The sequence below is a fragment of the Sphingomonas sp. BL-S-25 genome, from assembly GCF_055521555.1.
On the sequence record NZ_CM145486.1, the window covers coordinates 1,252,591 to 1,278,030 of the forward strand.

Below are 25,440 nucleotides of genomic sequence, written 5' to 3' on the forward strand. Positions count from 1 at the left end.
GTACCTTACTTCACCGGAGAGAAGCCTGCGAGTCCGCTGACATATTGTGCGCGAATCGTGATCGAGGTGCCGGTGGCCGGCACGTTTACGATCGCCTGACCGACCTTGGGACGGCTGCGTCCGATCCGCTGGCTGCTAACGACGCCGACGCCGTCTTTCCAGATGTTGAACTTGTTCTTGCCGTCGCGGTCATGCGTGAACAGGATCGCGAACCGACCCGCCCGCGGCGCGCGAATGCACAGGTTGACCGCACCGCTCTGCGGCGTCTGCGACCAGACGCGGGCAAAGTCCTTATGCTCCTTGATCAGGTCGCGGTCGTCCTTCAGGAAATCCGCTTCGGTCGCGGGATACAGCTCCAGCTTGAGCCGGCCGGCGCGGTCCTGAAGGCCGACGACCGAAACCCGGATCGCCGGTCCGCCCTGCGCCGAGCAGGAGGCCGTAGCGGGTTGAGGAGCCTGGGCCGCGGCCGGAACCGCGGCGAAAACCGAAGCAACAACAAATGCTTGGGACAATTTAATCATCATAACCAGCCTAAGCGTTTCGCGGCTGACTGTACGCTGAACACGCCGATCAGGGCGATGTGCGCCAACAGGCTGAGCGCGGCGACGAACGCCATCAATTCGCTCAGCGAATCGCCCGAGCCGATCAGCCAGATCGTCGCGGTGGCGAAGATCGCTTCCTTGTTCGGCAGCAGCGGCACGCGCGAGGCGAGCATGCGCACCGCCGCCAGGAACAGCCAGGTGCCGACCGCCACGTCCGGCATGGCAAAATGCCAGGCGAAGGCGAGCGACATGGTGCCGACACCCAGCCGAAGCATATGAATCGTGAAGATCCAGATCAGCCTGCCGCGCGGCAGCGAGAAGACGCGCTTGGAAAACAGGACGAAGGGCAGACACATCGCGACAATGACCGCAGCCGAGATCGCCACCGTCTTCGGATTGACGATGTCGCGCGGCAGCATGTCCATGAACGGGATCAGCAGCAGGATCAGCAGAAGCGTGAAGACGTTGCCGGCGATCGCCGACTGGATCGTCACGTCCTTCACCGCGCCGAACGGGGCCGCGACCATCTGGGTGCGCTGTCGCGCCCAGGCGTAGAAATAGGCCTCGCCCGAATAGCCCACCACCGCCTCGTTCGCGATCCGCTTCTTGTGGAGCGCGGCCATGCCGCTGAGCGGGATGCCCCAGAGGCGACGATAGATGATATAGTCGAAGGTCGGCGGCCCGAGATAGAAGATCGCGATCGCCAGATAGAAGAGCGGGTTGGTCGGGATCGTCTGCTGAAGGCCGGCAAGCCCCGATCCGAACAGTTCGCGCCCCAGGGCGGCGATCATCAATGCCGTCAGCACGCCGGCCACCACCAGCGGCCAGCGTCGCTTGATCTTCTCGATCGGCTCCAACCCCGCGAGATCGGGCGTGTTCTGCAGCGCTGCGTCGACCGGATTGGTCAACGAAGCGTCGGTTCCAGGGCTAGTCACCAAGCCAAAAATTCCGCTTCGAGATGAAACATTCGCGACACGATCGGCATCAACTGCGTATAGTCCATTGGGGTCCGCGACCTCCCACTGGAAACAGATTGCGGTTTCCTTGGGGGTGGATTTGGGCGTTAGAAAGGCGTCTCGCAAGGCCATGCTGCAGCGCACACAAGGCGAAGCACAACATATCCTGTCGTTTGCGCAACGATTACAAGGCGGTGGCGTCGAGCGCGCCTTGATGCGCCTGTCCGCAGGCTGGCAGCGCGCCGGGCGTCGGGTGACGCTGATCATTGGCGATGACGAGGGTCCGCTGGCGCGCGAGATTCCCGACGGCGTCACGGTCCATCGCCTGAACGATGGCACCTATTTGGCGCTGGCGCGCGCCGCCGCCCGGATCACCCGCTTAGAGCAGCCCGACATCCTGTTCTGCCCGGGCAATCACTATTCCGCGGTCGCCGGCTATGTCCGGCTGGCGCTGGGTCGGCGGACTCCGCCGATCGTCGCTAAGGTGTCCAACGCGCTGGTGCGGCCCGACATGAGAGGCCTGGCCGCCTGGAACTATCGCCGCTGGCTGCGCCTGCATCGCGCCTTCCTCGACCATGTCGTCGCGATGACCGCGGCGACCGCGGAGGAAGCGCGGCGCGAGATGCGCCTTTCCCCGGACCGGGTCAGCGTCATTCCGAATCCGCCCGCAGTCGCGATTCCCGACGCCCCCACCCTCGCCCTGCCCGACCGCCCCTTCCTGCTGGGAGTCGGCCGGCTCGAGCCGCAGAAACGGTGGGACCGGCTGATCGATGCGCTCCCGCTGCTCGACCGCGACGACGTACGGTTGCTGATCCTTGGCGAGGGCAGCCTCCGGAGCACCTTGGAGGCGCAGGTGACCGACCTGGGGCTGGAGGCCCGCGTGTCTTTCCCCGGCCATGTCGCCGACCCGCTGCCCGCCCTGCGCGATGCCGCGGTGCTGGCGCTCACCTCCGATTATGAAGGGGTGCCGGGGGTGATCCGCGAGGCGCTGGCATTGGGCACGCCGGTTGTGGCGACCGACTCCAGCGTCGCGGTGCGCGAGCTCATCGCCACGCCGGAACTGGGCGATGTGGTGGCACGCGACGATCGGCAGTCGCTGGTCGCGGCGCTGAACCGCTGGCTTCGCCCCGATGCCGTCCGTCCCGACCCGGTCGTCCTCGATGGCGGCGACCCGGTCACGGCCTATCTCGCCCTTTTCGACCGGATCGTTCAGCGCTTGCCGGCGTAGCTCAGCCCGATCCACAGCGTCCGCGGGCTCGCCCGCTCGACCAGGCCGGGACCGCTGATCCCCGCCTCGACCCGCGCATCGAACAGATTTTCGCCGCGAAGCTGAACCGCGAACCCGCCGGCCACCGGCACGCGCACGGATCCGTCGAGGGTGAAGACGCCGCGAAGCTGGCGCTGGTTCTGATCGTCCTCGAACTGCGGCCCGACATAACGCGCGGTCAGCGACGCGCCGGCACCGCCGCGCATCCACCCCAGGGTCGCCGATCCCTGATGCATTGCGGTCTGCGCCGGCCGCAGTCCATCGAGCGGCGCGGACAGCCCGGCACCGCGCACCCACGCATCGGTGAACGCATAGGACGCCCCCAGGCTGAACGAACCGAGCTGCCAGCGAAGGTCGCTTTCGATCCCGTGCGCCTCGACCGCGTCGAGATTGTCGCGCCGGCGATAGACGCCTGCAGCCGACACGAATCCGACGCCCGGGAAAGTGCCGGGCCCGTTGGCGATCGTGACATTGGCGATCGCCCCGTCGATCCGGCTCCAATAGCCGGTGGTGCGCAGCGTGACATCGGGCAGCGGGGTCAGGTCGATCCCAAGTTCCGCCCCGGTCAGCCGCTCGGGATCGAGCGCGGCATTGGCCGCAGTCGCGTCGGCCCCGACGCGGAACGGCCGATAGAGCTCGTTCAGCGTCGGCAGCCGCCAGCCGCGATAGCCCGCCGCCCGCAGCATCACCACATCGCCCACGCGGAAGGCTGCGCCCAGCCGTCCGGTCGCCTCTACCCCGCTGCGGTCGGCAAAGGTGAGGTCGGTCAGCGGCGCGCCACCCGCCAGGGCATCCTCGCGCAGTCGGCCGCCAGCAATGGTCCAGCCGTCCAGCCGCCCGCCGGCGTTGAGCGTCAGCGCGCCCGCCTCGTAGCTCAGGTCAGCAAAGCCACCATAGGTCGCGCTGCGCCCGCCCGCCTCTCGCCGCCGCGTCGGCGCGCCCGCGACATAGGTGTAGAGTTCCTGCGTCCGGCCCTCGGTCGCGCGCACGTCGAGCCCGACGCGCAGCGTCGCGCCGCCCCCAAGAGGCGGAGCGATCTCGATCCGCCCTCCGATACCCGTCGCCGGCACGCTATACTGGTCGAGCGTCGGAGTCGCGACGGTCCGACCCTCGTTGACGCTGGCAAAGCCGCTGGCGAACTGGCGCGCCTGGACATAGGCAAGCGCCGACCAGGCCCAGTCGCCGCGCCCGACGATGCGCAGGCTGGCATCGACGCCGTCGCTGGCCACCGGGGTGAAGTCGACCCCGCGGTCGCGCCGGTCGCGAAAGCCCGCCATATTGGCCTGAAGTTCCGCCCCGCCCAGGTCGATCACCCCGCGCAGGGCAAGGCTGGCCTGTTCATAGGGGGCCGCCCGGTCAGCGGGTCCGCGATCCTCCTCGACGATGGGGATGAAGCCGTCGCCCCGCGCATATTGGGCGGCGACCATCGCGAAACCGCGGTCGTTGCCGGCCGAGGCGACCAGGCTGGCATCGACGCTGTCGCGGCTGCCATAGGCAAGCTGTGCCGCCAGCGGCGGTCGCGTCGCGCTGATCAGCTCGATCGTCCCGGCCAGCGCGCCCGGCCCGGCATAACCGCTGCCCCCGCCGCGCGTGATCCGGACCGAGGCGAGCCGCGAGGGCAGATAGGCCGGAAACGCGACCCAGCCGCCGAACGGATCGGCCTGGGGCACGCCGTCGAGCAGCAGCAGCGCGCGACTGGAGGCGTTGCCGCCCAGGCCGCGCAAGGTGATCCCCTGAGCGGTCGGATGCGACGAGCGCGAATCCGATCGGCGGAACTGGGCAAGCCCCGCAGCATCACGCAGCGCATCGTCGAGGCGATTGCTCGCGGTACCGGTCAGCCGCTCGGCATCGATCGTGGTGACGGCATAGGCCGCCTCGCCCGGCGGCGCGTCGAGCCCGCGGCCGGTGACGACGATCTCGGTCACCGGCTCGCCTTCGCTCTGCTGCGCCTGGGCTGCGACAGGCATGACGAGGCCGGCGGCGACCAGCCCTGCGATCCGCCTCACGTCGCGGTGCGATCGGGATGCGCGGCGGCGAATGCGGGCAAGGCCTGTGCCGCGGCATCGATCGCGACGAGTCTGGGAAAGGCGTCGAGCGGGACGTCGAACCGGCGGGCATTGTACATCTGCGGCACCAGGAAGATGTCGGCGATCCCCGGCGCGTCCCCGCCGAGATACGCGCCGTCACCCGCCATCGCCTCCAGCGCCTCGAATCCCTCGGCGATCCAGTGGCGCGTCCAGGCGTTACGCTGCGCCTCGTCGGCGCCCAGCTCGCGACCGAGATAGCGCATCACCCGCAGATTGTTCAGCGGATGCACGTCGCAGCCGACGACCAGCGCCTGCGCGATGGCCGCGGCGCGAAGCCCCGGATCGGACGGGATCAGCCGCGGCTCCGGAAGGGTCGAGTCCAGCCAGTCGATGATCGCCAGGCTCTGCGTCAGCACCAGTCCGTCCACCTCCAGCGCGGGGACGAATCCCTGCGGATTCAGCCGGAGATGCTCGGGGCTGCGCTGCTGATTCTCGAGCAGCCTGACGTCGCGCCGCTCATAGGCCAGCCCCTTGAGGTTCAGCGCGATGCGCACGCGGTAGGCGGCGGAGGAGCGAAAATAATCGTGCAGCAGCATGGCCTTGGCCTTAGCCGCCCGATCCCCGCTCCGCCACCGCTTCCTCGTTGGCGTCGCGGCGCCAGCGAAAACGCCGCTCGCGGGCGATGCCCGCCTTGGCCGCGCGTTCGGATTCGCGCTCCAGCGCGACCTTGATCATCGCCACCATCGGATCGGCGAGCGCGAGCCCCATCAGCCCGAACAAGGTGCTCGCCAGGATCTGCGCCGACAGCGTCAGCGCGGGCGGCAGGTCGACGGTTCGCTTCGCGACCAGCGGGATCAGGACATAGCCGTCGAAGGTCTGGACCCCGAAATAGATGCCGATCGCCCACAGCCCCTGCTCATAGCCGGCGCTGAACCCGACCGAGACCATCAGCACGCCCGACACGAAGGCGCCGATATTGGGCACGAAGGCGAGGATGCCGGTGATGATGCCGAGCAGCAGCGCCATCGGCACCCCCGCATACCAGAGCAGCAGCCAGGTCAGCGTCCCTTCGAACAACATGCCGAGCAGCCGCCCGGCAAGCAGCACGCGCAGCGTGCGTGCCATGCGCGCCAGGGTGACGGCGAACTCGTCGCGCGCATCGATCGGCACCAGCCACTGCAGCCCTCGCTCGTACAGCCGCGGCTCGATCGCGATGAACAGCCCGATGGTGACGATCATCAGGAAACTGCCCGCGACGCCCAGCACGGTGCCGACCGCCGAGGTCAGCTTGCCGATCGATCCGAGCGCCTGCTGGGCGATACCGGTCAGGTCCGATCGCCCCGGCATCAGCCCGGTCTGCGAGATCCAGCCCGTCACCCGCTGCGCCTGGACATCGAGCGTCGAGCGCAACTGCTCGACCTGCTGCGCGATCTCCACCCCGGTCAGGTAGAAGGTCCCGATCACGAAGGTCGCCACCAGCAGCACGACGATCAGCAGCCGCAACCCGCGCGGCAGCGGCGCGACCTTGCCGAGCAGGCGGACGCCGCCGTCGAGCATCGACGCAAAGACCAGCGCGCCGAAGATGATCAGCAACGGCTGGATCAGCAACACGATCAGCGCGATGCCGATCGCCAGGCCGAACCAGACCGAGGCGCGGCGCAGTTCGGCACGCACGACCGGGTCGCGCAGCTCGTTCGGCCCGGGCTCGTGGACGATGTCGACCGATTCGATCTCCGCGGTCCGGGCCGAGTCGTCGCTCATGGCGCGGCCGGCGCGTCGGTCGGTGCGGCGCTGGGGTGGAGCGACTGGCCGATCCGACCCGGCCGGATCGACCCGAACCAGGTCAGCGGATTCCAGCTGGCACTGCCGTCGAGCGAGAAGGTGATGAACTCGGCCCGCCCGCCGATATTCTCCCACGGCACCGGCCCGCCCAGCCCCTTGAGCTCGAGCGGATAGCGGCTGTCGGCGCTGCGATCGCGATTGTCGCCCATCAGGAAGACATGATCCTTGGGAATGGTCCGCTCGGCATAGGTGTCGTTCGGCATCACGCCCAGATCGATCGTGTCATAGGACACCCCGTTGGGCAGCGTCTCGCGATAGATGGGCAGGCTGCAATAGGGCTTGCCGTCGGCGCCCTCGACCCGCCGGCCGGGATATTCGAGCGGGTCACATCGCGTATTGCCGTCGATCGGGATCAGCCGGTCGCCCATATAGCGGCGCGGCACCGGCTTGCCGTTGAGGAACAGGATGCCTCCCTGCACCGCCAGCCGGTCGCCCGGCAGGCCGACCACGCGCTTGATATAATCGGTGTCCGATCCCGGCGGGGTGACGATCACCACGTCCCCGCGTTCGGGCATATGGCCGAACAACCTGCCCTTGATGAAGGGCAGCAGGTGGAAGGTCGGGGTGACGAACGAATAGCCATAGGGATATTTGGTCACCACCAGCCGGTCGCCGACCAGCATGCCGGGCAGCATCGATTCGGAAGGGATGTAGAAGGGCTTGGCGATCAGGCTGTGAAAGCCCAGCACCGCGATCACCAGCCAGAAGACGCCGCGCACCTCCGCCCACCAGTCGGTCCGGCGATGGGCATTCTTTTTCTTCGGAGCGATGGTCGGTTCGATCAACTCGGGGCTTTCGACGATCACGCGGTCGGGATCGCTTCGATCACGACAAAGGCCTGGGCCCAGGGGTCGTCGTCGGTCAGGGTCAGGTGCACGCGCGCCTCATGGCCTTCGGGGATCAACCGGTCGAGCGCCGCCTGTGCCCCACCCGCCAGCGCCAGCGTCGGAGCACCCGACGGCGCGTTGACCACGCCGATATCCTTCATGAACACGCCGCGGCGAAACCCCGTTCCGACCGCCTTGGAAAAAGCTTCCTTGGCGGCGAAGCGCTTGGCCAGCGTGGCGGCGCGGGTGTGCGGGCGACGGCGGGCCTTCCCCAGCTCGACCTCGGTAAACACGCGATTCTCGAACCGCTCGCCGAAGCGCTCGAGCGAATTGCGGATCCGCTCGATATTGCACAGGTCCGATCCCAGCCCGACGATCATGACCGTTCTCCGCCGGCAATCAGTTCATCCCGAACCTGGGTCAGGATCTCGCCGAGCCAATTGGTGCCGCGCCAGCGGCTGCGGTCCAGCGCCGCGGGGTCCTCCGCCGCCAGGCCGATGCCCCAGATCCGGTCGAACGGGCTGGCCTCGACCATCGTCGTGCCCGCGGTTTCGAGGAGCAGTGCCTTCAACTCCGGATTGGCACGGTATTTAGCGCGATTGCCCCGCAGCACGATGTCGCGCGCGACGGCGTTCCAACGCTCGGCGTCGAAATTGGCAACGCGGCGCCCCAATGCCTTTTGCTCGCGCGGGCTGTCGGTGGCCATGATCTCGGCGAGCGTGGACTGATCCTCGAACAGCCGGGCCTTCTCCGCCATCATATACTGCTCGGCAGTGACGTAGCGCACCCCATCGATCTCGAACGGGCTGGGATGCCATTGCGAGAAAGGATCGTTCCAGAAGAAGGTGAACCGTTCCTCGCTCACCGCGCTTCGTCCATCAGCGCCCGCATGCGCATCACGACGGGCGCGAGGCCGTCGAAAATCGCCTCGCCGATCAGGAAATGGCCGATATTCAGCTCGGCGAGCTTCGGGATCGCGGCGATCGGCACGACATTGTCGAAGGTCAGGCCGTGGCCGGCATGCGGCTCCATCCCGTTCTTCGCAGCGAGTGCGGCGGCATCGGCGATGCGGCGCAGTTCCTCGGCCTTGGCCGGTCCTTCCAGCTCGGCATAACGACCGGTATGGAGCTCGACCACCGGCGCGCGCAGGCGCAGCGCGGCGTCGATCTGGCGCGCGTCGGGCTCGATGAACAGGCTGACGCGGCATCCGGCATCGTTGAGCTGGGCGATCATCGGCGCCAGGTGATTATGCTGGCCGGCGGCGTCCAGCCCGCCCTCGGTCGTCCGCTCCTCGCGCTTTTCGGGAACGATGCACACCGCATGCGGGCGGTGGCGCAGCGCGATCGCCAGCATCTCCTCGGTCGCCGCCATCTCCAGGTTCAGCGGCACGCTGAGCCCCGTCGACAGGCGGGCGATGTCATCGTCGGTGATGTGGCGGCGATCCTCGCGCAGATGCGCGGTGATGCCGTCGGCACCGGCCTCCGCCGCGATCAGCGCGGCGCGGACCGGATCGGGATAGCCACTGCCGCGCGCATTCCGCACGGTGGCGACATGGTCGATATTGACCCCCAGGCGCAGCCGGCCGGTCACGCCGTCACGCGGCTCCCCGGCTTGATCGCCGGGATCGCCGCCAGTTCGGGCGGCAGCTGGTCGGCGGGATAGGCCGGGACGTCCATCTTCATCAGCGACACCAGCGGCACGCCGACATCGGCGGTCCCGTTCGACCGGTCGACGATGCAGGCGGCGCCAAGCAGCGTGCCGGGGAATGTGCGAATCGCGGCAATGCATTCGCGCGACGACAGGCCGGTGGTGACGATATCCTCGACCATCACGATCCGCGCGCCTTCGGGAATCTCGAAGCCGCGGCGCAGCTGGAACTCACCCTCCTCGCGCTCGACGAACACCGCCTTGCAGCCGAGCGCGCGGGCAGTTTCATAGCCGGGGATGATCCCGCCGATCGCGGGCGAGACGACCAGGTCGACCTCGCCAAAGCTGTCGCGGATCAGCGCGCCAAGCCGCGAACACACGCGCTCGGTCCGCGCCGGATCCTCGAAGATCCGCATCTTTTGCAGGAAGACCGGCGAACGAAGGCCGGACGACAGGATGAAATGTCCCTCCAGCAACGCACCGGCGTCACGGAATTCGGCAAGAATCGGGTCTTCGGTCACGCGCGCTCCCAGGGCGAACAGGGTTCGCGCGTACTTAGGACTCGTGTGCCGACGCCGCAACGGCAATGCAAAAAGCTGTTGAGCAGACCCCCTGCCAGCGTATAGGCCGCACGATAAGGCAAGTTTTCCGCTCGCTTCGGCGCTTCTGAACAGGGTGAATATCGACGATGCGCATGCTTGGGTTGACCACGATTGTCCTGGCGGCGGGCCTCGCGCTCGCAGGCCCGGCAACCGCCCAGAACACCGCGGCCCCGGCCGCCGCCAACGCGCCGACCGAGGCTTCGGCCGGTGGCGCAGAGGCCAACAGCTCGACTCCGGCTACCGTCGACGCGCCCGCACCGGCCGTCGCCGACCCGCTGCTGAATGCCGACGGTACGCCGAAGACGGCACCGCAGGCGGGCATCGGCATGCCCGTCGACGGACACATCACGCTCCAGCAGCAGGTGACTCCGAACGGCCGCGAGGCACATTGGTTTCACGATGCGATCCTGCTGCCGCTGGTCGTCGCGATCTCGATCTTCGTCCTGATCCTGCTGATGTGGGTGATCTTCCGCTATCGCCGCGCAGCCAACCCGACCCCATCCAAGACCGCGCACAATACCGCGATCGAGGTGGTCTGGACGCTGCTGCCGGTGCTGATCCTGGTGGTCGTCGCGGTCCCGTCGATCCGGCTGCTGGCCAACCAGTTCAAGCCGGCGCCCGACAATGCGGTGACGCTGAAGGCGATCGGCAACCAGTGGTTCTGGAGCTATGAATATCCCGACCATGGCGGGATCCAGCTGACCGCGAACATGCTGAAGGAAAAGGGCGAGGTTCCGGCCGGCACCCGCTTCCGCACCGATGCCGACGGTCCGCGCCTGCTGGCGACCGACACTCGCGTGGTCCTGCCCGCCGGCGTGCCGATCCGCCTGCTCGCCACCGCGAACGACGTGATCCATTCCTGGGCGATCCCCGCTTTCTGGATCAAGCTCGACGCCGTCCCCGGCCGCATCAACGAGACCTCGTTCACGATCGAGAAGCCGGGCATCTATTACGGCCAGTGCTCGGAACTGTGCGGCGCACGCCACGCCTATATGCCGATCGTTGTCGAAGCCGTGCCGCCGGCGCAGTTCGAGGCATGGGTCCGCGCCAAGGGCGGCACGATGCCGGCCGTCGGCAAGCCCAGCGCAGCCGCCCCGGCCCAGCCGGGCAGCGACGCGACCGACGACACCACCACCCCCGCCAACGGCACCGGCCCGGTCGTGAACGCGATCGACGTGCCCGCGACCACCAACCAGGCCGCCACGGCGAACCCCGCCGGCGCAGGGAACTGAGACCATGAGCACAACGACTTTCGACGCGCACGGTCACGACCACGCGCACGACCATCATGAGGATCACCTGCCGGGCTTCTTCGCCCGCTGGTTCATGTCGACGAACCACAAGGACATCGGCACCCTCTACCTGATCTTCGCGATCGTCGCGGGCATCATCGGCGGCGGCATTTCAGGCCTGATGCGGCTCGAGCTGGCCGAGCCGGGCATCCAGTGGCTGCCCTGGCTTTCGGGCCATGCCGGCGACGCGTCGCTGCACTTCTGGAACGTGCTGATCACCGCGCACGGCCTGATCATGGTGTTCTTCATGGTCATGCCGGCGATGATCGGCGGCTTCGGCAACTGGTTCGTCCCGATCATGATCGGCGCGCCCGACATGGCGTTCCCGCGGATGAACAACATCTCGTTCTGGCTGCTGATCCCCGCCTTTGCGCTGCTGCTCGGCTCCGCATTTGTCGGCCAGGGCGCGGGCACCGGCTGGACGGTCTATGCACCGCTGTCGACCTATGGCGAACCGGGACCCTCGGTCGACATGGCGATCCTGTCGCTGCACATCGCCGGCGCCAGCTCGATCCTGGGCGCGATCAACTTCATCACCACCATCTTCAACATGCGCGCGCCGGGCATGACCCTGCACAAGATGCCGCTGTTCGTGTGGTCGGTGCTGGTCACCGCCTTCCTGCTGCTGCTGGCGCTGCCGGTGCTCGCCGCGGCGATCACCATGCTGCTGACCGACCGCAACTTCGGCACTGCCTTCTATGATCCGCAGGGCGGCGGCAACCCGATCCTGTACCAGCACCTGTTCTGGTTCTTCGGCCACCCCGAAGTGTACATCATGATCCTGCCGGGCTTCGGCATCGTCAGCCAGATCGTCGCGACCTTCAGCCGCAAGCCGGTGTTCGGCTATCTCGGCATGGCCTATGCCATGGTCGCGATCGGCGTCGTCGGCTTCGTCGTGTGGGCGCACCACATGTTCACCACCGGCCTCAGCGTGAACGTGAAGATGTACTTCACCGCAGCGACGATGGTCATCGCGGTGCCGACCGGCGTGAAGATCTTCTCGTGGATCGCCACCATGTGGGGCGGTTCGATCAGCTTCCGCACCCCGATGGTGTGGGCGATCGGTTTCATCTTCATGTTCACCGTCGGCGGCGTGACCGGCGTCATCCTCGCCAATGGCGGTGTCGACGACTATATGCACGACACCTATTACGTCGTGGCGCACTTCCACTATGTGCTCTCGCTGGGCGCCGTGTTCGGCCTGTTCGCCGGCTTCTACTACTGGTTCCCGAAGATGTTTGGGAAGATGTACAGCGAGTTCCTCGGCCAGCTGCACTTCTGGGTGTTCTTCATCGGTGTGAACGTCATGTTCTTCCCGATGCACTTCCTGGGCCTGCAGGGTATGCCACGTCGCTATCCGGACTATCCGGACGCCTATGCCTATTGGAACCACATCGCCAGCCTGGGCTATCTGATCATGGCGCTCGGCATCCTGATCTTCTTCGTCAACATCATCTACTCGCTGATCGCGGGGAAGCAGGCCCCGGACAATCCGTGGGGCGAAGGTGCGACGACGCTGGAATGGACCCTGTCCAGCCCGCCGCCGTTCCACCAGTTCGAGACGCTGCCGATCATCGAGGACGACAAGCACCACTAAGCTTCGGATCCTGATCGAAACCGAAAACGCCCCGGAGGAAACTCCGGGGCGTTTTTCGTCCTACGTGAGGGAAATGCCGTCCGGGCGCTCTCAGCCTTCGGCGAGTGCCTCGGCCAGCCAGCCTGGAACGAGCGCGTCACCAAGCGCCTCGGCGCGGCGAAGCTCGATCATCAGGCCCAACTCGGGATAGGTCGTCCGCGTGCGATCGCCCGGCTCGCCCAGCGGCGCGACCACCAGCCGGCGATTGACCTTCGCGCGATAATGCATCCGCGCGGTATTCTCCTGCCCGACATAGCAGCCCTTGGTGAAGCTGACGCCGTTCAGCTCCTGGGCGTTGCATTCCAGCCAGAGCGTCTTGTCCTGACCCAATTCGGCAGCGCCCTCGGTCACGCCGAGCGACAGGCGATGCGCGCGCCAGTCGATGGCCACCTCCCCCGTCGCCTCGCCGATCCAGCGCCAGCCCAGTGCCGCGAGGCGGGGATCCGGCACGCCCCGTCCCGGCTGGATGGACCAGTGGATGCCGCCATCGATCGGTTCAATCATGATCGCGCGGCGCAGGCGATAGAGGGTAAGGCGCCTCGCCAGCGCATCGCGCTCGTCTGCCTCGCAATCGACCAGGATCGATCCGTCGCCGCCATCCCACAACAGGAAGTCGAACAGCGCCTTGCCCTGCGCGGTCAGCAATGCGGCCCATTTCGGCGCATCCGGGACGACGGTCGCCATGTCCTGCGTGACCAGCCCCTGCAGGAATCCCCGGGCATCCTCGCCCGAGATCCGAATGAGAGCGCGGTTCGGCAGCAGGGTAGCGTGGTTCATGGCGAAGAGGTAGGAGGCCGCACACTCCAGTGAAAGAGGCGATCATGGCCACTGTCGATCTGAAGCTTGTTGGCGGCCGCGTGCACCTGCCAGGCGGTCCCGTCGAAGTGACGGTTGGCGTCACCGCCGGCAAGATAGTCGCGATCGGATCGGTCGGCGACGCGGGCGAGACGATCGATTGCACCGGCCTCGATATCCTGCCCGGCGTGATCGACAGCCAGGTCCATTTCCGCGAGCCCGGGCTCGAGGCGAAGGAAGATCTGGAGAGTGGCGCGCGTGCCGCGGTGCTGGGGGGCGTGACCGCGGTGTTCGAGATGCCGAACACCAAGCCCAACACCGATTCGGCCGATGCGATCAACGACAAGCTGGCCCGCGCCAAGGACCGGATGTGGTGCGACCACGCCTTCTATGTCGGGGCGACCGCAGCCAATGCGCCGGAGCTCGCCGAGCTGGAGCGGCTGCCGGGCACGGCAGGGGTCAAGATCTTCATGGGCGCCTCGACCGGCGACCTGCTCGTTGCCGAGGATGACCAGCTTGCCCGGGTCCTCGCCTCGGGCCATCGCCGGGTGGCGATCCATGCCGAGGACGAGGCGCGGATGAACGCGCGCGCCGACGAACGAATCGCCGGCGATCCCGCCTCGCACCCGGTGTGGCGCGACGACGAGAGCGCGATGCTGGCGACGCAGCGCATCCTGCGCCTGGCGCGCGAGGCGCGCCGCCGGATCCACATCCTGCACGTGACCACGCCGGCCGAGCTCGAGCTGATCGGCAAGCACAAGGACATCGCGACCTGCGAGGTGACGCCGCAGCATCTGACGCTGGCGGGCGAGGACGCCTATCCGCGCCTCGGCACCTTTGCCCAGATGAATCCGCCGATCCGTTCGGGCGCGCACCGCGACGGGCTGTGGAACTGGCTGGTGCAGGGCGTGCCCGACGTGATCGGATCGGATCACGCGCCGCACACGCGCGAGGAAAAGGCGAAGGAATATCCCGCCTCGCCCAGCGGCATGCCCGGCGTGCAGACATTGCTCCCACTGATGCTCAACCATGTCGCCGAAGGACGGCTGACGCTGCAGCGGCTGATCGACATGACCAGCGCCGGACCGCAGCGGGTGTTCGGCATCGCCGGCAAGGGGCGGATCGCGGTCGGCTATGACGCCGACTTTACCGTCGTCGACCTCAAGGCGCGCTGGACGATCGAGGAAAGCTGGCTGGCGTCGCGCTGCGGCTGGTCGCCCTTCACCGGCATGGCGCTGACCGGAAAGCCGATCGGCACGATCATCCGCGGCAACCGGGTGATGTGGGATGCTCAGCTGGCCAGCCAGGCGATCGGCGAGCCGGTGCGGTTCGAATCGGTCGAGTTCGGCTGAGCGGCCGGGCGCTGCCCTATAGCAGGGACGCGAGTATCAGCGCGGCCTGCGCCAGCGCGATCAGGATGAGCCAGGTCGAGAAGGGCTGCTTGCGCGTCTTGTGGCGCAGCATCGCGCGCGCCGCGAAGGCCGCAGGGGTTCCGCCGATCAATGCCAGCCCGAGCAGGTGCCGTTCGGGGATGCGGCGGCCGCCCGCGACCGCACGCCGCTTGTCGTGCCGAAAGCTCAGATAGGTCAGCAGGTTGACCGCAACCGCGGCCCCTGCCGCCGCCGTCAGAAGGGGAGCCAGCGCTTCTTCTCGGTGAACTTCATATAGCCGGCATTGACGCCCAGCCGCCAGCCGACGCCCAGCCGGACCGGGATCAGCACGACGTCGCCGCGGCGCATATAGGTGGCGGAGAATCCGCCGACCACGAACACGCGGCCCTCCCCGCCGGGGAATCGCTTGTAGAGTTCCTGGCTGTCGTGGAGGTTATAGACCAGCACGAAGACGTTGCTGGCATCACCGCCGACGTCGAAGCCGATCGATGGCCCCGTCCAATAGACTTTGCGCTGGCCCTCGATCTTGTGGAACAGCGTGCCTGATCCATAGCGGACACCCACCGCGATCGCGCCGCCGGCCTCGCGACCGGCGATATAGGCGTTCGGCTCGCCCTGCTCCTTCAGGATATTCTCGATCAGGCCCGCCAGCCCGGCCGCACCCTTGCCGAACACGCCCTCCGCTGCGCCGATCAGATCGTCCTGCTGGAAGGTATCGGTCGCCTGCGCGCGTGCCCCCGCCTGCTGCGCATTCTGTGGCATCTCGTACCCGCCGGAACGCGTCCCGGCCGATGGTGCAGTCTGCCCCTGGGTCGGCGCCTGCTGCTGCGCGGGCTGGGGCTGATAGGGTTCGGGATAGGGGTCGCGCGCCGGGTCCTGCGACGGATCCTCATAGCGCGGCGGCGAGGGATCGGCGCCGCGATACGGGTCGGCCGGCTGTTGCTGCGTCGGGGGCGGATTATCGAGGTCCGAATCGATCTGTGAATTGGGATCGATTCGCGTCACCTGCGCCGAGGCCGGAGCCGAGCCCAGGGCGAGCAGCGTCGCCGCCGCCATCGCCGCTAGCGCACCAAATCGCTTCATTCCCCGTCCCCAAACATGACACTACGGCCATCCCGCTAGCCCGCCACGGCTGACCCCGCAATGAACGGGCGGCGATTCGAGTCGAAAATGCGCCAATCGGGGCGTTGATCCGAACAAAGACCGTCGCTATAGGCCGCCCTTCGGTCCTGTCCGGAGACGTGGGTGAGTGGCTGAAACCAACGCTTTGCTAAAGCGTCGTACGGGAAACCGTACCGAGGGTTCGAATCCCTCCGTCTCCGCCACCGCCCTGCCGAATGTCCGCCCAGGAGCCGGTGTGATCCAGCCAATCGCCAGACCGATCAAACGCAAGCCCAAAGCCAAGTCGCTCCGTCTTCACGGCACGGTTGCGCGCGACCTGGGCATTCGCATCGTCACCGGCGTGCTCCAGCCCGGCGAGCTGCTGGATGGCGAAATCCAGGCAAGCGAGCAGTTCAAGGTCAGCCGCACCGCCTATCGCGAGGCGATTCGCATCCTGTCGGCCAAGGGCCTGGTCCATTCGCGACCCAAGATCGGGACGCAGGTCAGCCCGCGGACCGGCTGGCACCTGCTCGACCCCGATGTGCTCAGCTGGATGTTCGCGACCGACGTTCCCGATCAGGCGCTCATCGAAAGCCTGTTCGAGCTCCGCCGGATCGTCGAGCCCGATGCCGCCCGGCTGGCCGCGATGCGGCGCACCCCCGAACAGCTGGCGCGGATGCGTGCCGGCCTGGACGGCGTCAGCCGCCACAGTTTCGCGACCGAGGAAGGCCGCGCCTGCGACCATGAATTTCACTCGGCGTTGCTCGAGGCGAGCCATAACGACTTCGTCATCTCGCTGGCGCACGGCGTGGCGACCGCGATCGCGCTGACCACCGCGTTCAAGCAGGACAAGCTTCCGGCGCCGCGCGACGCGCTTCCCGGACATTTGCGCGTGCTCGAGGCGATCGAGGCGGGCGATGCCGAGCGCGCGCATGATTCGATGGCGGCACTTGTCGCGGATGGCCTGAACGACGCGATGGAAGCGCGCGGCTGCTGCTGATCCGGCAGGGCCAAGTCCGCTTTTGCATGACCTGAAGGTTGAACCTGGACGCCCCAGGGCCTAAATCCGGTCCGATCATGTTACCGCTAACTTTCGACGCGGAACCAACAGGAGGGATCCAGCCATGGCGCTTACCGGGGAATTGTTCATTGCTTCCGAGCGCGTGAAGCGCGACGGCGAAGGCTTCCGTGCGGTATCGCCCGCGACCGGCGCCGAGATCGAGCCCAGCTTCACCGTCGCGACGACCGAGGATGTCGAGACCGCGGCCGCCGCTGCCGAAGCCGCCTTCCCCATATATGCCGCCCTGCCCCGCGAGAAGCGCGCCGAATTCCTCGAGGCTGCCGCCGACGAGATCGACGCGCTGGGCGAGACGCTGACCGAGCGCGCCATGGCCGAGACCGGCCTGCCGCACGCGCGCCTGACCGGCGAGCGCGGCCGCACCGTCGGCCAGCTGCGCATGTTCGCCCGCGAGCTTCGCCTCGGCGACTATCTGCGCGCGCGCATCGACCACGCCCTGCCCGAGCGCACTCCGCCGCGCGCCGATCTGCGCCTGCGCATGGTCCCGCTGGGCCCGGTGACCGTGTTCGGCGCCAGCAACTTCCCGCTCGCCTTCTCGACCGCCGGCGGCGACACCGCCTCGGCGCTGGCCGCCGGATGCCCGGTGATCGTGAAGGGTCATTCGGCGCATCCCGGGACGGCTGAATTGGTTGCAGGTGCGATCAATCGCGCCGCCGAAAAGACCGGCATGCCCAAGGGCGTGTTCAGCCTGATCAACGGTCCGGGCAATTCGGTCGGCGCGGCGCTGGTCACCGACCCGCGGATCAAGGCAGTCGGCTTCACCGGCTCGTTCGGCGGCGGCACCCAGCTGATGAAGCTGGCCGCGAGCCGTCCGGTGCCGATCCCGGTCTATGCCGAGATGAGCAGCATCAACCCGGTCATCCTGCTGCCCGCCGCGCTCGAAGCGCGTGCCGAGACGATCGCGCAGGGCTTCGTCGCGTCGCTGACGATGGGCGCCGGCCAGTTCTGCACCAATCCCGGTCTGGTGCTGGCGATCGAGGGCCCTGCGCTCGACCGCTTCCTGACCGCCGCCGCCGACCTGGTCGGCGTGGCGCCGGCAGCGACGATGCTGACCCCCGGCATCCACCGCGCCTATGAAAGCGGCGTGGCGCGGATGGCGTCTGCCTCGGCCTTCACCCAGCTTGCCCAGGGCGCCGAGCCCGGCGGTCCGCATTGCGGCCGCGCGGCGCTGTTCAGCATCTCGGCGAAGGACTTCATCGCCGATCCCGAACATGCGGAGGAAGTCTTCGGCGCGACCAGCATGGTCGTGCGCTGCGCCGATATCGACGAGCTGAACACCGTGCTCGCCTCGATTGAGGGTCAGTTGACCGCAACGCTGCAGGTCGATGACGGCGATACCGAACTGGCCCGCCAGCTGCTGCCGGTTCTGGAGCGCAAGGTCGGCCGCATCCTGGCCAATGGCTGGCCGACTGGTGTCGAGGTGACCGACGCGATCGTCCATGGCGGGCCCTTCCCGTCGACTTCGGACGGCCGCAGCACCTCGGTCGGCACGCTGGCAATCGATCGCTTCCTGCGCCCGGTTTCATACCAGGACCTGCCGGAAGCGCTGCTGCCGGAGGAACTGCGCGAAGGCTATACCGGCATCCCGCGCCGCGTGGATGGCAAGCCGACGCTGTAAGATTCGTCGGACGGACGGTTAAGGAAGGGGCTCGCCGAAAGGCGGGCCCCTTTTCCTATGGGCTGAAGGCCTGCGCGTCGTCGTCGGCGGTGCGGAAGCGGAAGGCGATGCGATGCTCGTAGCGCTCGCCGGGATCGAGCTGCGCCGAGGGGAAGTCCGGCCGGTTCGGGCTGTCGGGAAACAGCTGCGGCTCAAGGCACAGCCCGTCGCGCGCGGCATAAGGCCGCCCCGAAGTTCCGGGCGGTCCGTCGCCGAGATAATTGCCCGAATAGAATTGCAGCCCCGGCCGATCCGATTCGAGGTCGAGCACCCGACCCGAGGCAGGATCATAGAGCGTCGCGACCACGCCGGGCCGGTCGACCACCCAATTATGGTCGTAGCCCTTGCCAAGCACGAGCTGCGCGTCGTCGGCATCGATGTCGCGACCGACCCGCTTGGGCTCGCGGAAATCGAACACACCCCGCGCAACCTCGGCGAGCTCGCCGGTCGGGATCAGCGTGGCATCGACCGGCGTCATCCGGCGGGCCGGGATTCGCAGCCGATGGTCGAGGATCGAGGCGCCGCTCGCCTCCCCCGCCAGGTTGAAATAGGCGTGATGCGTCAGGTTGAGGATCGTTGCCGCATCGGTGGTTGCGCTCAAGATCACTTCCAGCCCGTCGGCGAGCATCTCGTACCGCGCCTCGACCCGCACCGTTCCGGGAAAGCCATGCTCGCCGTCGGGGCTGGTCAGCGCGAACGCCGCGCTGGTGGCGTCGTGTGACACCAGCTCCCACTCACGCTGGTCGAACCCCGGCACGCCGCCATGCAGGGTGTTTGGCCCGTCATTGACTGGCAGGGCATATTCGCGGCCGTCGAGCACGAAGCGGCCGCCCGCGATGCGATTGGCATAGCGACCGACGACCGACCCGAGATAGCGCGGCGCCCCGCAATAATCGTCCAGATCGGCCAGGCCGAGCACGATGTTCGCGCTGCGGCCCGTCCGGTCGGGCACATCGAGCCGCCGGAGCGTCGCGCCGAGCGTCAGCAGCTCGGCGCGAAACGCCCCATTGGCGATCTCGAGGCGCGTCACGCGATCCTCACTTGGCCGGGCAGACCGAGCTGTTGGGATCGGACACGACGCGAATATCGGCGATCGTCACCGCGAACGGCCCATTCGCCTGCAGCACGAAGGGTGCGGTCACGCGGGCCAGGTCAACACCGTTCGACTGATAGCATTTCAGGAACACCTTGCTCGTCTGCCACGTCCCGGCCTTGGCGAACAGGCTGGTCGCGTCGATCCCGCCGCCCTTGGTCTCGCCGTCCATCGACAGCATGACCGGCCCGGTCGGCGCGGTCTCGACGCGGTAGGTGATCTGCAGCGACAGATCGGCATTGGCATCGCGCGAGAAGTCGATCGGTGCCGCGCCGCCGATGCGGAAGGTCGCCGCGCGATTCGGCCAGGCCAGGCGGACTGCGCCTTCCTGCTGCGCCTGGGCTTCGGCCACGGTGCGGGTGATGCCGCTGTCGGTCGCGATCGAGAAGGGCGCCGGGGTCTGGCCGCGGGCGAAGAAGATGCTGGTGTTCAGCGCCGACGCGTCAATGCCCGACACCTCGCCCAGCTTCCCGACCTTGCCGGGCTTGGCATAGCTCAGGCCGTAACCGAACGGGAACAGCGGGTCATAGCCCTTCATCCCCTGGTTCAGCACGAACTGGCCGGCGGTCTTGGGCCAGCTGTACGACAGCTTGCCGTGGAAGTCGGTGCGCGGCTTGCCCGTCTTGTCGCCGATGATGACGTCGGCAATGCCGCCGCCCTCGGTGCCCGGCAGCCAGGCGGCGACGAAGGCGTTCGACTGGTTGATCTCGGGGTTCACCCACAAGGGCCGGCCGGACAGGAAGACCGACACGGTCGGGATTCCCTGGCTGCGCAGCTTGCGCAGCGTCGCCAGCGCCTGCTTGTCACCCGGCTGGAATTCCAGCGTGCGGATGTCGCCGCGCATCTCGGCATAGGGCTTTTCGCCGAACACGACGATCGCGACGTCGGGCTTCTTGGTGAAGCTGCCATCGACCGACAGGGTCGCGGTGCCGCCGCCAGCCTTCGCCGCCTGGGCGATGCCCGCGAAGATCGTCTCGCCATTGGGGAACAGTGCGTTGGGATTCTCCTCGCCCTGCCAGGTGAGCGTCCAGCCGCCGGTCTGCATCTCGAACGAATCGGCGCTGGGCCCGGCGACCAGGATGTTGGCGCTCGACTTGATCGGCAGCACGCCCTCGTTCTTCAGCAGGACGAGCGACTTCACCACCGCCTCGCGCGCGACCGCGCGGTGCTCGGGGGTGCCGAGCGCGTCGGTACCCTCGACCGGGCGCGCCTCGTCGAACAGGCCCAGCGCGAACTTCACCCGCAGGATACGGCGGACGGCGTCATCGATCCGCGCCATCGGGATGCGCCCCTCGCGGACATGCTTGATCGTGGAGTCGAACATGCCCTTCCAGCTGTCCGGCGCCATCGCCATGTCCAGCCCAGCGAGGAACGTCTGGGGGCAGTCATCCTTGGTGCAGCCCGGGATCTGGCCGTGGCCGTTCCAGTCGCCGACGACGAAGCCCTGAAAGCCCATCCGCCCCTTCAGCACATCGGTCAGCAGCGGCTTGTTGCCGTGCATCTTGCCGCCGTTCCAGCTGGAATAGGATGCCATGATGGTCATCGTCCCGGCGTTGATCGCATTGGGATAGCCGGCATTGTGGATGCGGATCAGCGTGTCCTCATCGACCTCGGTATTGCCCTGGTCGATGCCGTCGGTGGTGCCGCCATCGCCGAGGAAATGCTTGGCCGAGGCTGCGACATGCCCCTTCTGGATACGGCTCTCGCCCGGCTTGCCCTGAAGCCCCTCGATCATCGCGCCGGCATAGCTGGCGACGACCGACGGATCCTCCGAATAGCCTTCATAGGTGCGGCCCCAGCGATCATTCTGCGGCACTGCCAGCGTCGGGCCGAATGCCCAGTCGGGGCCGGCGGCCGCGGTCTCGATCGCGGTGACCTGACCGATGCGGCGGATCACGTCCGGATCGCGCATCGCGCCCAGGCCGATATTGTGCGGGAAGATCACCGCACCGATCACGTTGTTGTTACCGTGCACCGCGTCGACGCCGAAGATCAGCGGGATGCGCAAATTGCCCGCGCGCTGCTCCATCGCTACGGCGCGGAAGGCGCGCGCGGTCGCGACCCAGTCCTTCTGATACGAGCGGTCGTCGGGCGCGCCGAGCGGCGGCGAGTTGCCGCCCGCCAGGATCGAGCCGAGCGGATAGCGCCGCAGATCCTCGGGCTTCACCGTCGAGATGTCGCCCTGGATCATCTGGCCGACCTTCTGCTCCAGCGTCATCTTGGCGATCAGGTCGTCGATGCGCTTTTCGGTCGCCGGATCGACCAGCCCCTGACTGGCGGCGGCGGGCCATTTCTCGGGATTGGCGACGGTCGTCGCCGACACCGTTGTCGGATCCTGCTGCGCAAATGCCGGCGCTGCGCAAAAGATCGTCGTTGCCAGAAGCAGCTTCCGCATCAGGTCTCTCCTAAAAGATGATATCGCTACCAGAATAGCCGTACCGCGGGAAAAATCTACCGCTTGAGATGATTGGCAAGCCAGTCGGCTGCGGCGGCGGGACCTTCCTTGTTCGCGTCGCGGTCGACGCGATAATTTGCCTCGCGCATCGCCTCGACCGGAATCGCGCCGATCAAGGAGCGCAGCGCCGCCTGAAACCGTGCGTCATCGGCCCGTTTCGGGGCCAGCAACAGGATCGCATCATAGCCGGGGATGGCCCCCTTGGGATCGGTCAGCACGGTCAGCCGGTCGGCGGCGATCCGCCCGTCCGACGAGAAAGCGGGAATCACGTCCGCCTCTCCCCCCGCCAGCGCCTTGTACATGAAGGTCGGCTGATAGGGATGAGCCGAACGGAAACGCAGGCCATAGGCATCGCGAACCGCGCGCCATTCGGGTCGCTCCAGAAACTCGATATCGGTGGCGAGGCGCAACGTCGGCGCCTGGCCCGCCAGATCGGCGATGCTGCTTATGCCGCGCCGCCGCGCGTCATCGGCGCGCATCGCGAACACATAGGCGTTCTCGAAACCGAGCGACCCCATCGACAGGACGCCATGCCGCTCGCGCGCCCAGCGATCGACCCCGTCGACAATCGCCTCGCGCGGCGGCACGTCGGTCCGCTGCATCTGATTGGTCCAGATCGTGCCCGAATAATCGACATAGACGTCGATATCCCCCGCCGCGAGCGCGCTGAACGCCACCGCCGAGCCCAGCCCCTCGCGATAGTCGACACGGTAGCCGGCCTGCTCCAGCCGGTGGCCGATCAGCCGCGCGAGGATGAACTGCTCCGAAAAGCCCTTCGCCCCGACCACCACCGTCCCCTTGCCCGACGGCAGCGCCGGCGCGAGCGCGATGACGACGGCGATCAGCAGTGCGGTGAGGCTTCCCCAGGCAAGGCCGCGGCGGCGACGGGCGATGCCATATTCGGCGAGGCCGAGCAGCGCATCGACCGCGAGCGCCAGCCCCGCCGCGGCGATGCATCCGGCCAGCACCAGCGCCCAGTTCTGCGTCTGAAGCCCGGCGAAGATCAGGTCGCCCAGGCTGGGCTGACCGACCGTGGTCGACAATGTCGCCGCACCGATCGTCCACACGGCGGCCGTGCGGATGCCGGCCATCAGCATCGGCAGCACCAACGGCGCCTCGACCAGCCGCAATTTCTGCCATCGGGTCATCCCCATCCCGTCCGCCGCCTCGATGACCGCCGGGTCGAGCGTGGCCAGGCCGGTCACGGCGTTGCGGAGGATCGGCAGCAGCGCATAGAGCATCAGCGCCAGCAACGACGGCAGGAAGCCGAGCGCGGGAATCCCGCCGCCGACCAGCGCCGACAGCGACAACAGGATCGGATAGAATAGCGCCAGCAGCGCGAGGCTGGGGATCGTCTGGACCAGGCTGGCAAAACCGAGCGCGACCCGCCCCACCGTCCGGTTGCGCGCCGAGAGAATCGCCAGCGGCAGGCTGATGACGATGCCGAGCAGCAGCGCGGCGAAGGCGAGCAGCAGGTGCTGGGCGAGGAGGTCGGGGACCCGGGCAAACGCTGCGGTCATCGGGGGGCTGCCCGACAAAAGCGTGTGCGGCCCTCGCGCAACGCCTCTCCCCTTCCTGGGAGGGGGATTGTCAGCGCATTGTCTGCCGCCGCCATCATGCGCCCATCGCCGCCAGCCGGGCGGCCTGCTCGCGCGGGACCGCGACCAGCGCCTGCGCCACCGCGCCGCCCTCGCCTGCGATCAACTGCGCCGGCGTCATGTCCGCAACAACCCGGCCGGCGTCCATCACCAGTACGCGGTCGGCCAGCAGCAGCGCCTCGGCCATGTCGTGGGTGACCATGATGGTCGTGAGGCCGATCCGGTCGTGCAGCGCGCGGATCGCCTTGCCCAGCGCATCACGGGTGACGGGGTCGAGCGCACCGAACGGCTCGTCCATCAGCATCAGCCCCGGCCCCGTCGCCAGCGCGCGGGCGACGCCGACCCGCTGGCGCTGACCGCCCGACAGGGCATCGGGCATTCGCACCGCCAGGTCGGGCGCCAGTTCGACGAGCTCGAGCAGTTCGGCGACCCGCGCAGCGCTATCCCGCACTCCCGCCAGCCTGAGGCCGATGGCGACATTCTCCCCGACTGTCATGTGCGGGAACAGCCCGACATTCTGGAAGACATAGCCGATCTGCCGCCGAAGCTCGTGGACCGGGCGGGCGGAGACCGGCGCATCATCGACCTCGACCTCGCCCGTGCTGGGCTCGATCAGGCGGTTGACCATCTTGAGCAGGGTGGACTTGCCCGATCCCGAGGCGCCGACCAGCGCCACGAAGCTGCCGCCCTCGATCGCCAGCGATACGTCATCGACCGCGACCGCGCTGGCGTATCGCTTGCTGACATTTTTGAAGGTAACGCTGCGCGATCGCTCTGGCATCGCTCGCGATTGTGCGGGATGGTGCGGCAACAGTCAAAAAGACGTGCGAGAGGAGCGAGGGATGGCAAAGGCGATCTTCATCACGGGGGGCGCGTCGGGGATCGGCCAGGCGGTCGCGCAGTTCTTCGCCGCGCGCGGCTGGTTCGTCGGCCTCGCCGATGTCAACGCCGCCGGCCTTGCCGCGACCCAGGCGATGCTGCCCGACGGCATGGCGACCACCCATGTCATGGACGTGCGTGACCGCGACCAATGGGCGACCGCGCTCGCAGAATTCACCGCCGCCAGCGGCGGACGGCTTGACGTGCTGTTCAACAATGCCGGAATCGCGGTGGGCGGGCCGCTGGCCAATGCCACCGGGGAGGAGATCGACCGGATCGTCGGGATCAACCTGACCGGCGTGATCAACGGCGCGCGCGCCGCCTATCCGCACCTGAAGGCAACGCCCGGATCGGCACTGGTCAACACCGCCAGCGCGGCGGCCATCTATGGCTCGGGCGGCCTCGCTCTGTATGCCGCGGTCAAGTTCGGCGTGCGCGGCCTGTCCGAAGCGCTCGACGGCGAATGGGCGGCAGACGACATCAAGGTCCGGGTCGTCATGCCCAGCTTCATCGACACGCCGCTGCTCGACTCGAACGTGTCGGGAACCAACTACACCGCGCGCGACGCGGTGCGCGCGGCCAAGCTGGAATTCACCCCGCTGGACGAGGTCGCGCAGCAGATCTGGGACGGGATCGAGCGCGACAAGGTGCATGTCATCATCGGCAAGACCGCGCGCCGCCTGGCCTTTGCCGCGCGCTGGATGCCGGGCGGGCTGCGCAAGCAGATGCGCCGTGGCCGCGGGCTCGGCTGAACC

Annotated in this window: 24 protein-coding genes and 1 tRNA gene; 8 read left to right on the top strand and 17 right to left on the bottom strand. The window is 67.7% G+C overall.

The genetic code is table 11. The features are described from left to right. Positions 1-5: 5 nt before the first annotated feature. Entirely contained in the window at positions 6-521 is a 516-nt protein-coding gene (locus tag ACZ1H8_RS06210; protein WP_465180481.1) for a DUF2141 domain-containing protein, read from the bottom strand. Further along, complete coding sequence (locus ACZ1H8_RS06215) at positions 521-1,450, bottom strand: hypothetical protein (RefSeq protein ID WP_465180482.1); 930 nt, start codon at positions 1,448-1,450, stop codon at positions 521-523. Before ACZ1H8_RS06215 ends, ACZ1H8_RS06210 begins: the two co-directional genes overlap by 1 nt. Before the next feature lie 262 nt (positions 1,451-1,712). Between ACZ1H8_RS06215 and ACZ1H8_RS06220 the strand changes: the two genes are divergently transcribed. After that, on the top strand, positions 1,713-2,726 hold the full coding sequence (locus tag ACZ1H8_RS06220; protein WP_465181350.1) for a glycosyltransferase: 1,014 nt from the start codon (positions 1,713-1,715) through the stop codon (positions 2,724-2,726). On the opposite strand, the gene ACZ1H8_RS06225 is transcribed toward ACZ1H8_RS06220, so the two are convergent. The 8 genes from ACZ1H8_RS06225 to pyrE are packed head-to-tail and all read right to left on the bottom strand — an operon-like array spanning position 2,708 to position 9,629. Then, on the bottom strand, positions 2,708-4,732 hold the full coding sequence (locus ACZ1H8_RS06225) for a TonB-dependent receptor (RefSeq protein WP_465181351.1): 2,025 nt from the start codon (positions 4,730-4,732) through the stop codon (positions 2,708-2,710). The genes ACZ1H8_RS06220 and ACZ1H8_RS06225 overlap by 19 nt on opposite strands. A 35-nt stretch (positions 4,733-4,767) precedes the next feature. Further along, a complete protein-coding gene (gene maiA / locus ACZ1H8_RS06230) occupies positions 4,768-5,388 on the bottom strand; it encodes a maleylacetoacetate isomerase (RefSeq protein ID WP_465180483.1) in 621 nt (206 codons plus the stop codon). A 10-nt stretch (positions 5,389-5,398) separates the two neighbouring features. Then, positions 5,399-6,553, bottom strand: coding sequence for an AI-2E family transporter (locus ACZ1H8_RS06235; protein WP_465180484.1), 1,155 nt, complete (start codon positions 6,551-6,553; stop codon positions 5,399-5,401). After that, a complete protein-coding gene (gene lepB / locus ACZ1H8_RS06240) occupies positions 6,550-7,440 on the bottom strand; it encodes a signal peptidase I (RefSeq protein WP_465180485.1) in 891 nt (296 codons plus the stop codon). The genes ACZ1H8_RS06235 and lepB overlap by 4 nt, the downstream gene beginning before the upstream one ends. Then, positions 7,437-7,841: a holo-ACP synthase gene (gene acpS / locus ACZ1H8_RS06245; protein WP_465180486.1), complete on the bottom strand. Its 405-nt coding sequence runs from the start codon at positions 7,839-7,841 to the stop codon at positions 7,437-7,439. Before acpS ends, lepB begins: the two co-directional genes overlap by 4 nt. Further along, complete coding sequence (locus ACZ1H8_RS06250) at positions 7,838-8,326, bottom strand: NADAR family protein (protein WP_465180487.1); 489 nt, start codon at positions 8,324-8,326, stop codon at positions 7,838-7,840. The genes acpS and ACZ1H8_RS06250 overlap by 4 nt, the downstream gene beginning before the upstream one ends. Continuing rightward, positions 8,323-9,051: a pyridoxine 5'-phosphate synthase gene (locus ACZ1H8_RS06255; protein ID WP_465180488.1), complete on the bottom strand. Its 729-nt coding sequence runs from the start codon at positions 9,049-9,051 to the stop codon at positions 8,323-8,325. Before ACZ1H8_RS06255 ends, ACZ1H8_RS06250 begins: the two co-directional genes overlap by 4 nt. After that, entirely contained in the window at positions 9,048-9,629 is a 582-nt protein-coding gene (gene pyrE, locus ACZ1H8_RS06260) for an orotate phosphoribosyltransferase (RefSeq protein ID WP_465180489.1), read from the bottom strand. Before pyrE ends, ACZ1H8_RS06255 begins: the two co-directional genes overlap by 4 nt. A gap of 173 nt (positions 9,630-9,802) precedes the next feature. Here pyrE and coxB point away from each other — a divergent pair, with 173 nt between their 5' ends. Beyond that, a complete protein-coding gene (gene coxB, locus ACZ1H8_RS06265; protein WP_465180490.1) occupies positions 9,803-10,942 on the top strand; it encodes a cytochrome c oxidase subunit II in 1,140 nt (379 codons plus the stop codon). 4 nt (positions 10,943-10,946) lie between these two features. After that, positions 10,947-12,599 (top strand): cytochrome c oxidase subunit I, encoded by a 1,653-nt coding sequence (gene ctaD / locus ACZ1H8_RS06270; RefSeq protein WP_465180491.1) that lies wholly within the window; start codon positions 10,947-10,949, stop codon positions 12,597-12,599. 90 nt (positions 12,600-12,689) lie between these two features. Here the strand turns inward: ctaD and ygfZ are convergent, their stop codons facing one another. Further along, positions 12,690-13,415, bottom strand: coding sequence for a CAF17-like 4Fe-4S cluster assembly/insertion protein YgfZ (gene ygfZ / locus ACZ1H8_RS06275; protein WP_465180492.1), 726 nt, complete (start codon positions 13,413-13,415; stop codon positions 12,690-12,692). 44 nt (positions 13,416-13,459) lie between these two features. Here ygfZ and ACZ1H8_RS06280 point away from each other — a divergent pair, with 44 nt between their 5' ends. Next, positions 13,460-14,785 (top strand): dihydroorotase, encoded by a 1,326-nt coding sequence (locus tag ACZ1H8_RS06280; protein ID WP_465180493.1) that lies wholly within the window; start codon positions 13,460-13,462, stop codon positions 14,783-14,785. A gap of 16 nt (positions 14,786-14,801) precedes the next feature. Here the strand turns inward: ACZ1H8_RS06280 and ACZ1H8_RS06285 are convergent, their stop codons facing one another. Both ACZ1H8_RS06285 and ACZ1H8_RS06290 read right to left on the bottom strand, forming a co-directional pair. Next, positions 14,802-15,125: a DUF1294 domain-containing protein gene (locus tag ACZ1H8_RS06285; RefSeq protein ID WP_465181352.1), complete on the bottom strand. Its 324-nt coding sequence runs from the start codon at positions 15,123-15,125 to the stop codon at positions 14,802-14,804. Next, positions 15,059-15,907, bottom strand: a complete 849-nt coding sequence (locus ACZ1H8_RS06290) for a DUF1134 domain-containing protein (protein WP_465180494.1) — start codon at positions 15,905-15,907, stop codon at positions 15,059-15,061. The genes ACZ1H8_RS06285 and ACZ1H8_RS06290 overlap by 67 nt, the downstream gene beginning before the upstream one ends. A 152-nt stretch (positions 15,908-16,059) precedes the next feature. Here ACZ1H8_RS06290 and ACZ1H8_RS06295 point away from each other — a divergent pair. The 3 genes from ACZ1H8_RS06295 (at position 16,060) to ACZ1H8_RS06305 (ending at position 18,621) form a co-directional block, all read left to right on the top strand. Then, positions 16,060-16,149: transfer RNA gene (locus ACZ1H8_RS06295), tRNA-Ser, on the top strand. A gap of 32 nt (positions 16,150-16,181) precedes the next feature. Then, positions 16,182-16,925, top strand: coding sequence for a FadR/GntR family transcriptional regulator (locus ACZ1H8_RS06300; protein WP_465180495.1), 744 nt, complete (start codon positions 16,182-16,184; stop codon positions 16,923-16,925). Positions 16,926-17,049: 124 nt separating this feature from the next. Beyond that, positions 17,050-18,621 (top strand): aldehyde dehydrogenase (NADP(+)), encoded by a 1,572-nt coding sequence (locus ACZ1H8_RS06305; protein WP_465180496.1) that lies wholly within the window; start codon positions 17,050-17,052, stop codon positions 18,619-18,621. 55 nt (positions 18,622-18,676) lie between these two features. On the opposite strand, the gene ACZ1H8_RS06310 is transcribed toward ACZ1H8_RS06305, so the two are convergent. The 4 genes from ACZ1H8_RS06310 to ACZ1H8_RS06325 form a co-directional block, all read right to left on the bottom strand. Beyond that, entirely contained in the window at positions 18,677-19,690 is a 1,014-nt protein-coding gene (locus ACZ1H8_RS06310; RefSeq protein WP_465180497.1) for an aldose epimerase family protein, read from the bottom strand. 7 nt (positions 19,691-19,697) lie between these two features. Further along, the gene (locus ACZ1H8_RS06315) at positions 19,698-22,148 is read right to left on the bottom strand and encodes a glycoside hydrolase family 3 protein (protein WP_465180498.1); all 2,451 of its coding nucleotides are present in this window, start codon (positions 22,146-22,148) and stop codon (positions 19,698-19,700) included. Positions 22,149-22,204: 56 nt separating this feature from the next. Further along, positions 22,205-23,728, bottom strand: coding sequence for an ABC transporter permease/substrate-binding protein (locus ACZ1H8_RS06320; RefSeq protein WP_465180499.1), 1,524 nt, complete (start codon positions 23,726-23,728; stop codon positions 22,205-22,207). 94 nt (positions 23,729-23,822) lie between these two features. Next, positions 23,823-24,587, bottom strand: a complete 765-nt coding sequence (locus ACZ1H8_RS06325) for an ATP-binding cassette domain-containing protein (RefSeq protein ID WP_465180500.1) — start codon at positions 24,585-24,587, stop codon at positions 23,823-23,825. A 61-nt stretch (positions 24,588-24,648) separates the two neighbouring features. Here ACZ1H8_RS06325 and ACZ1H8_RS06330 point away from each other — a divergent pair, with 61 nt between their 5' ends. After that, entirely contained in the window at positions 24,649-25,437 is a 789-nt protein-coding gene (locus tag ACZ1H8_RS06330) for an SDR family oxidoreductase (protein WP_465180501.1), read from the top strand. Positions 25,438-25,440 lie beyond the last annotated feature (3 nt).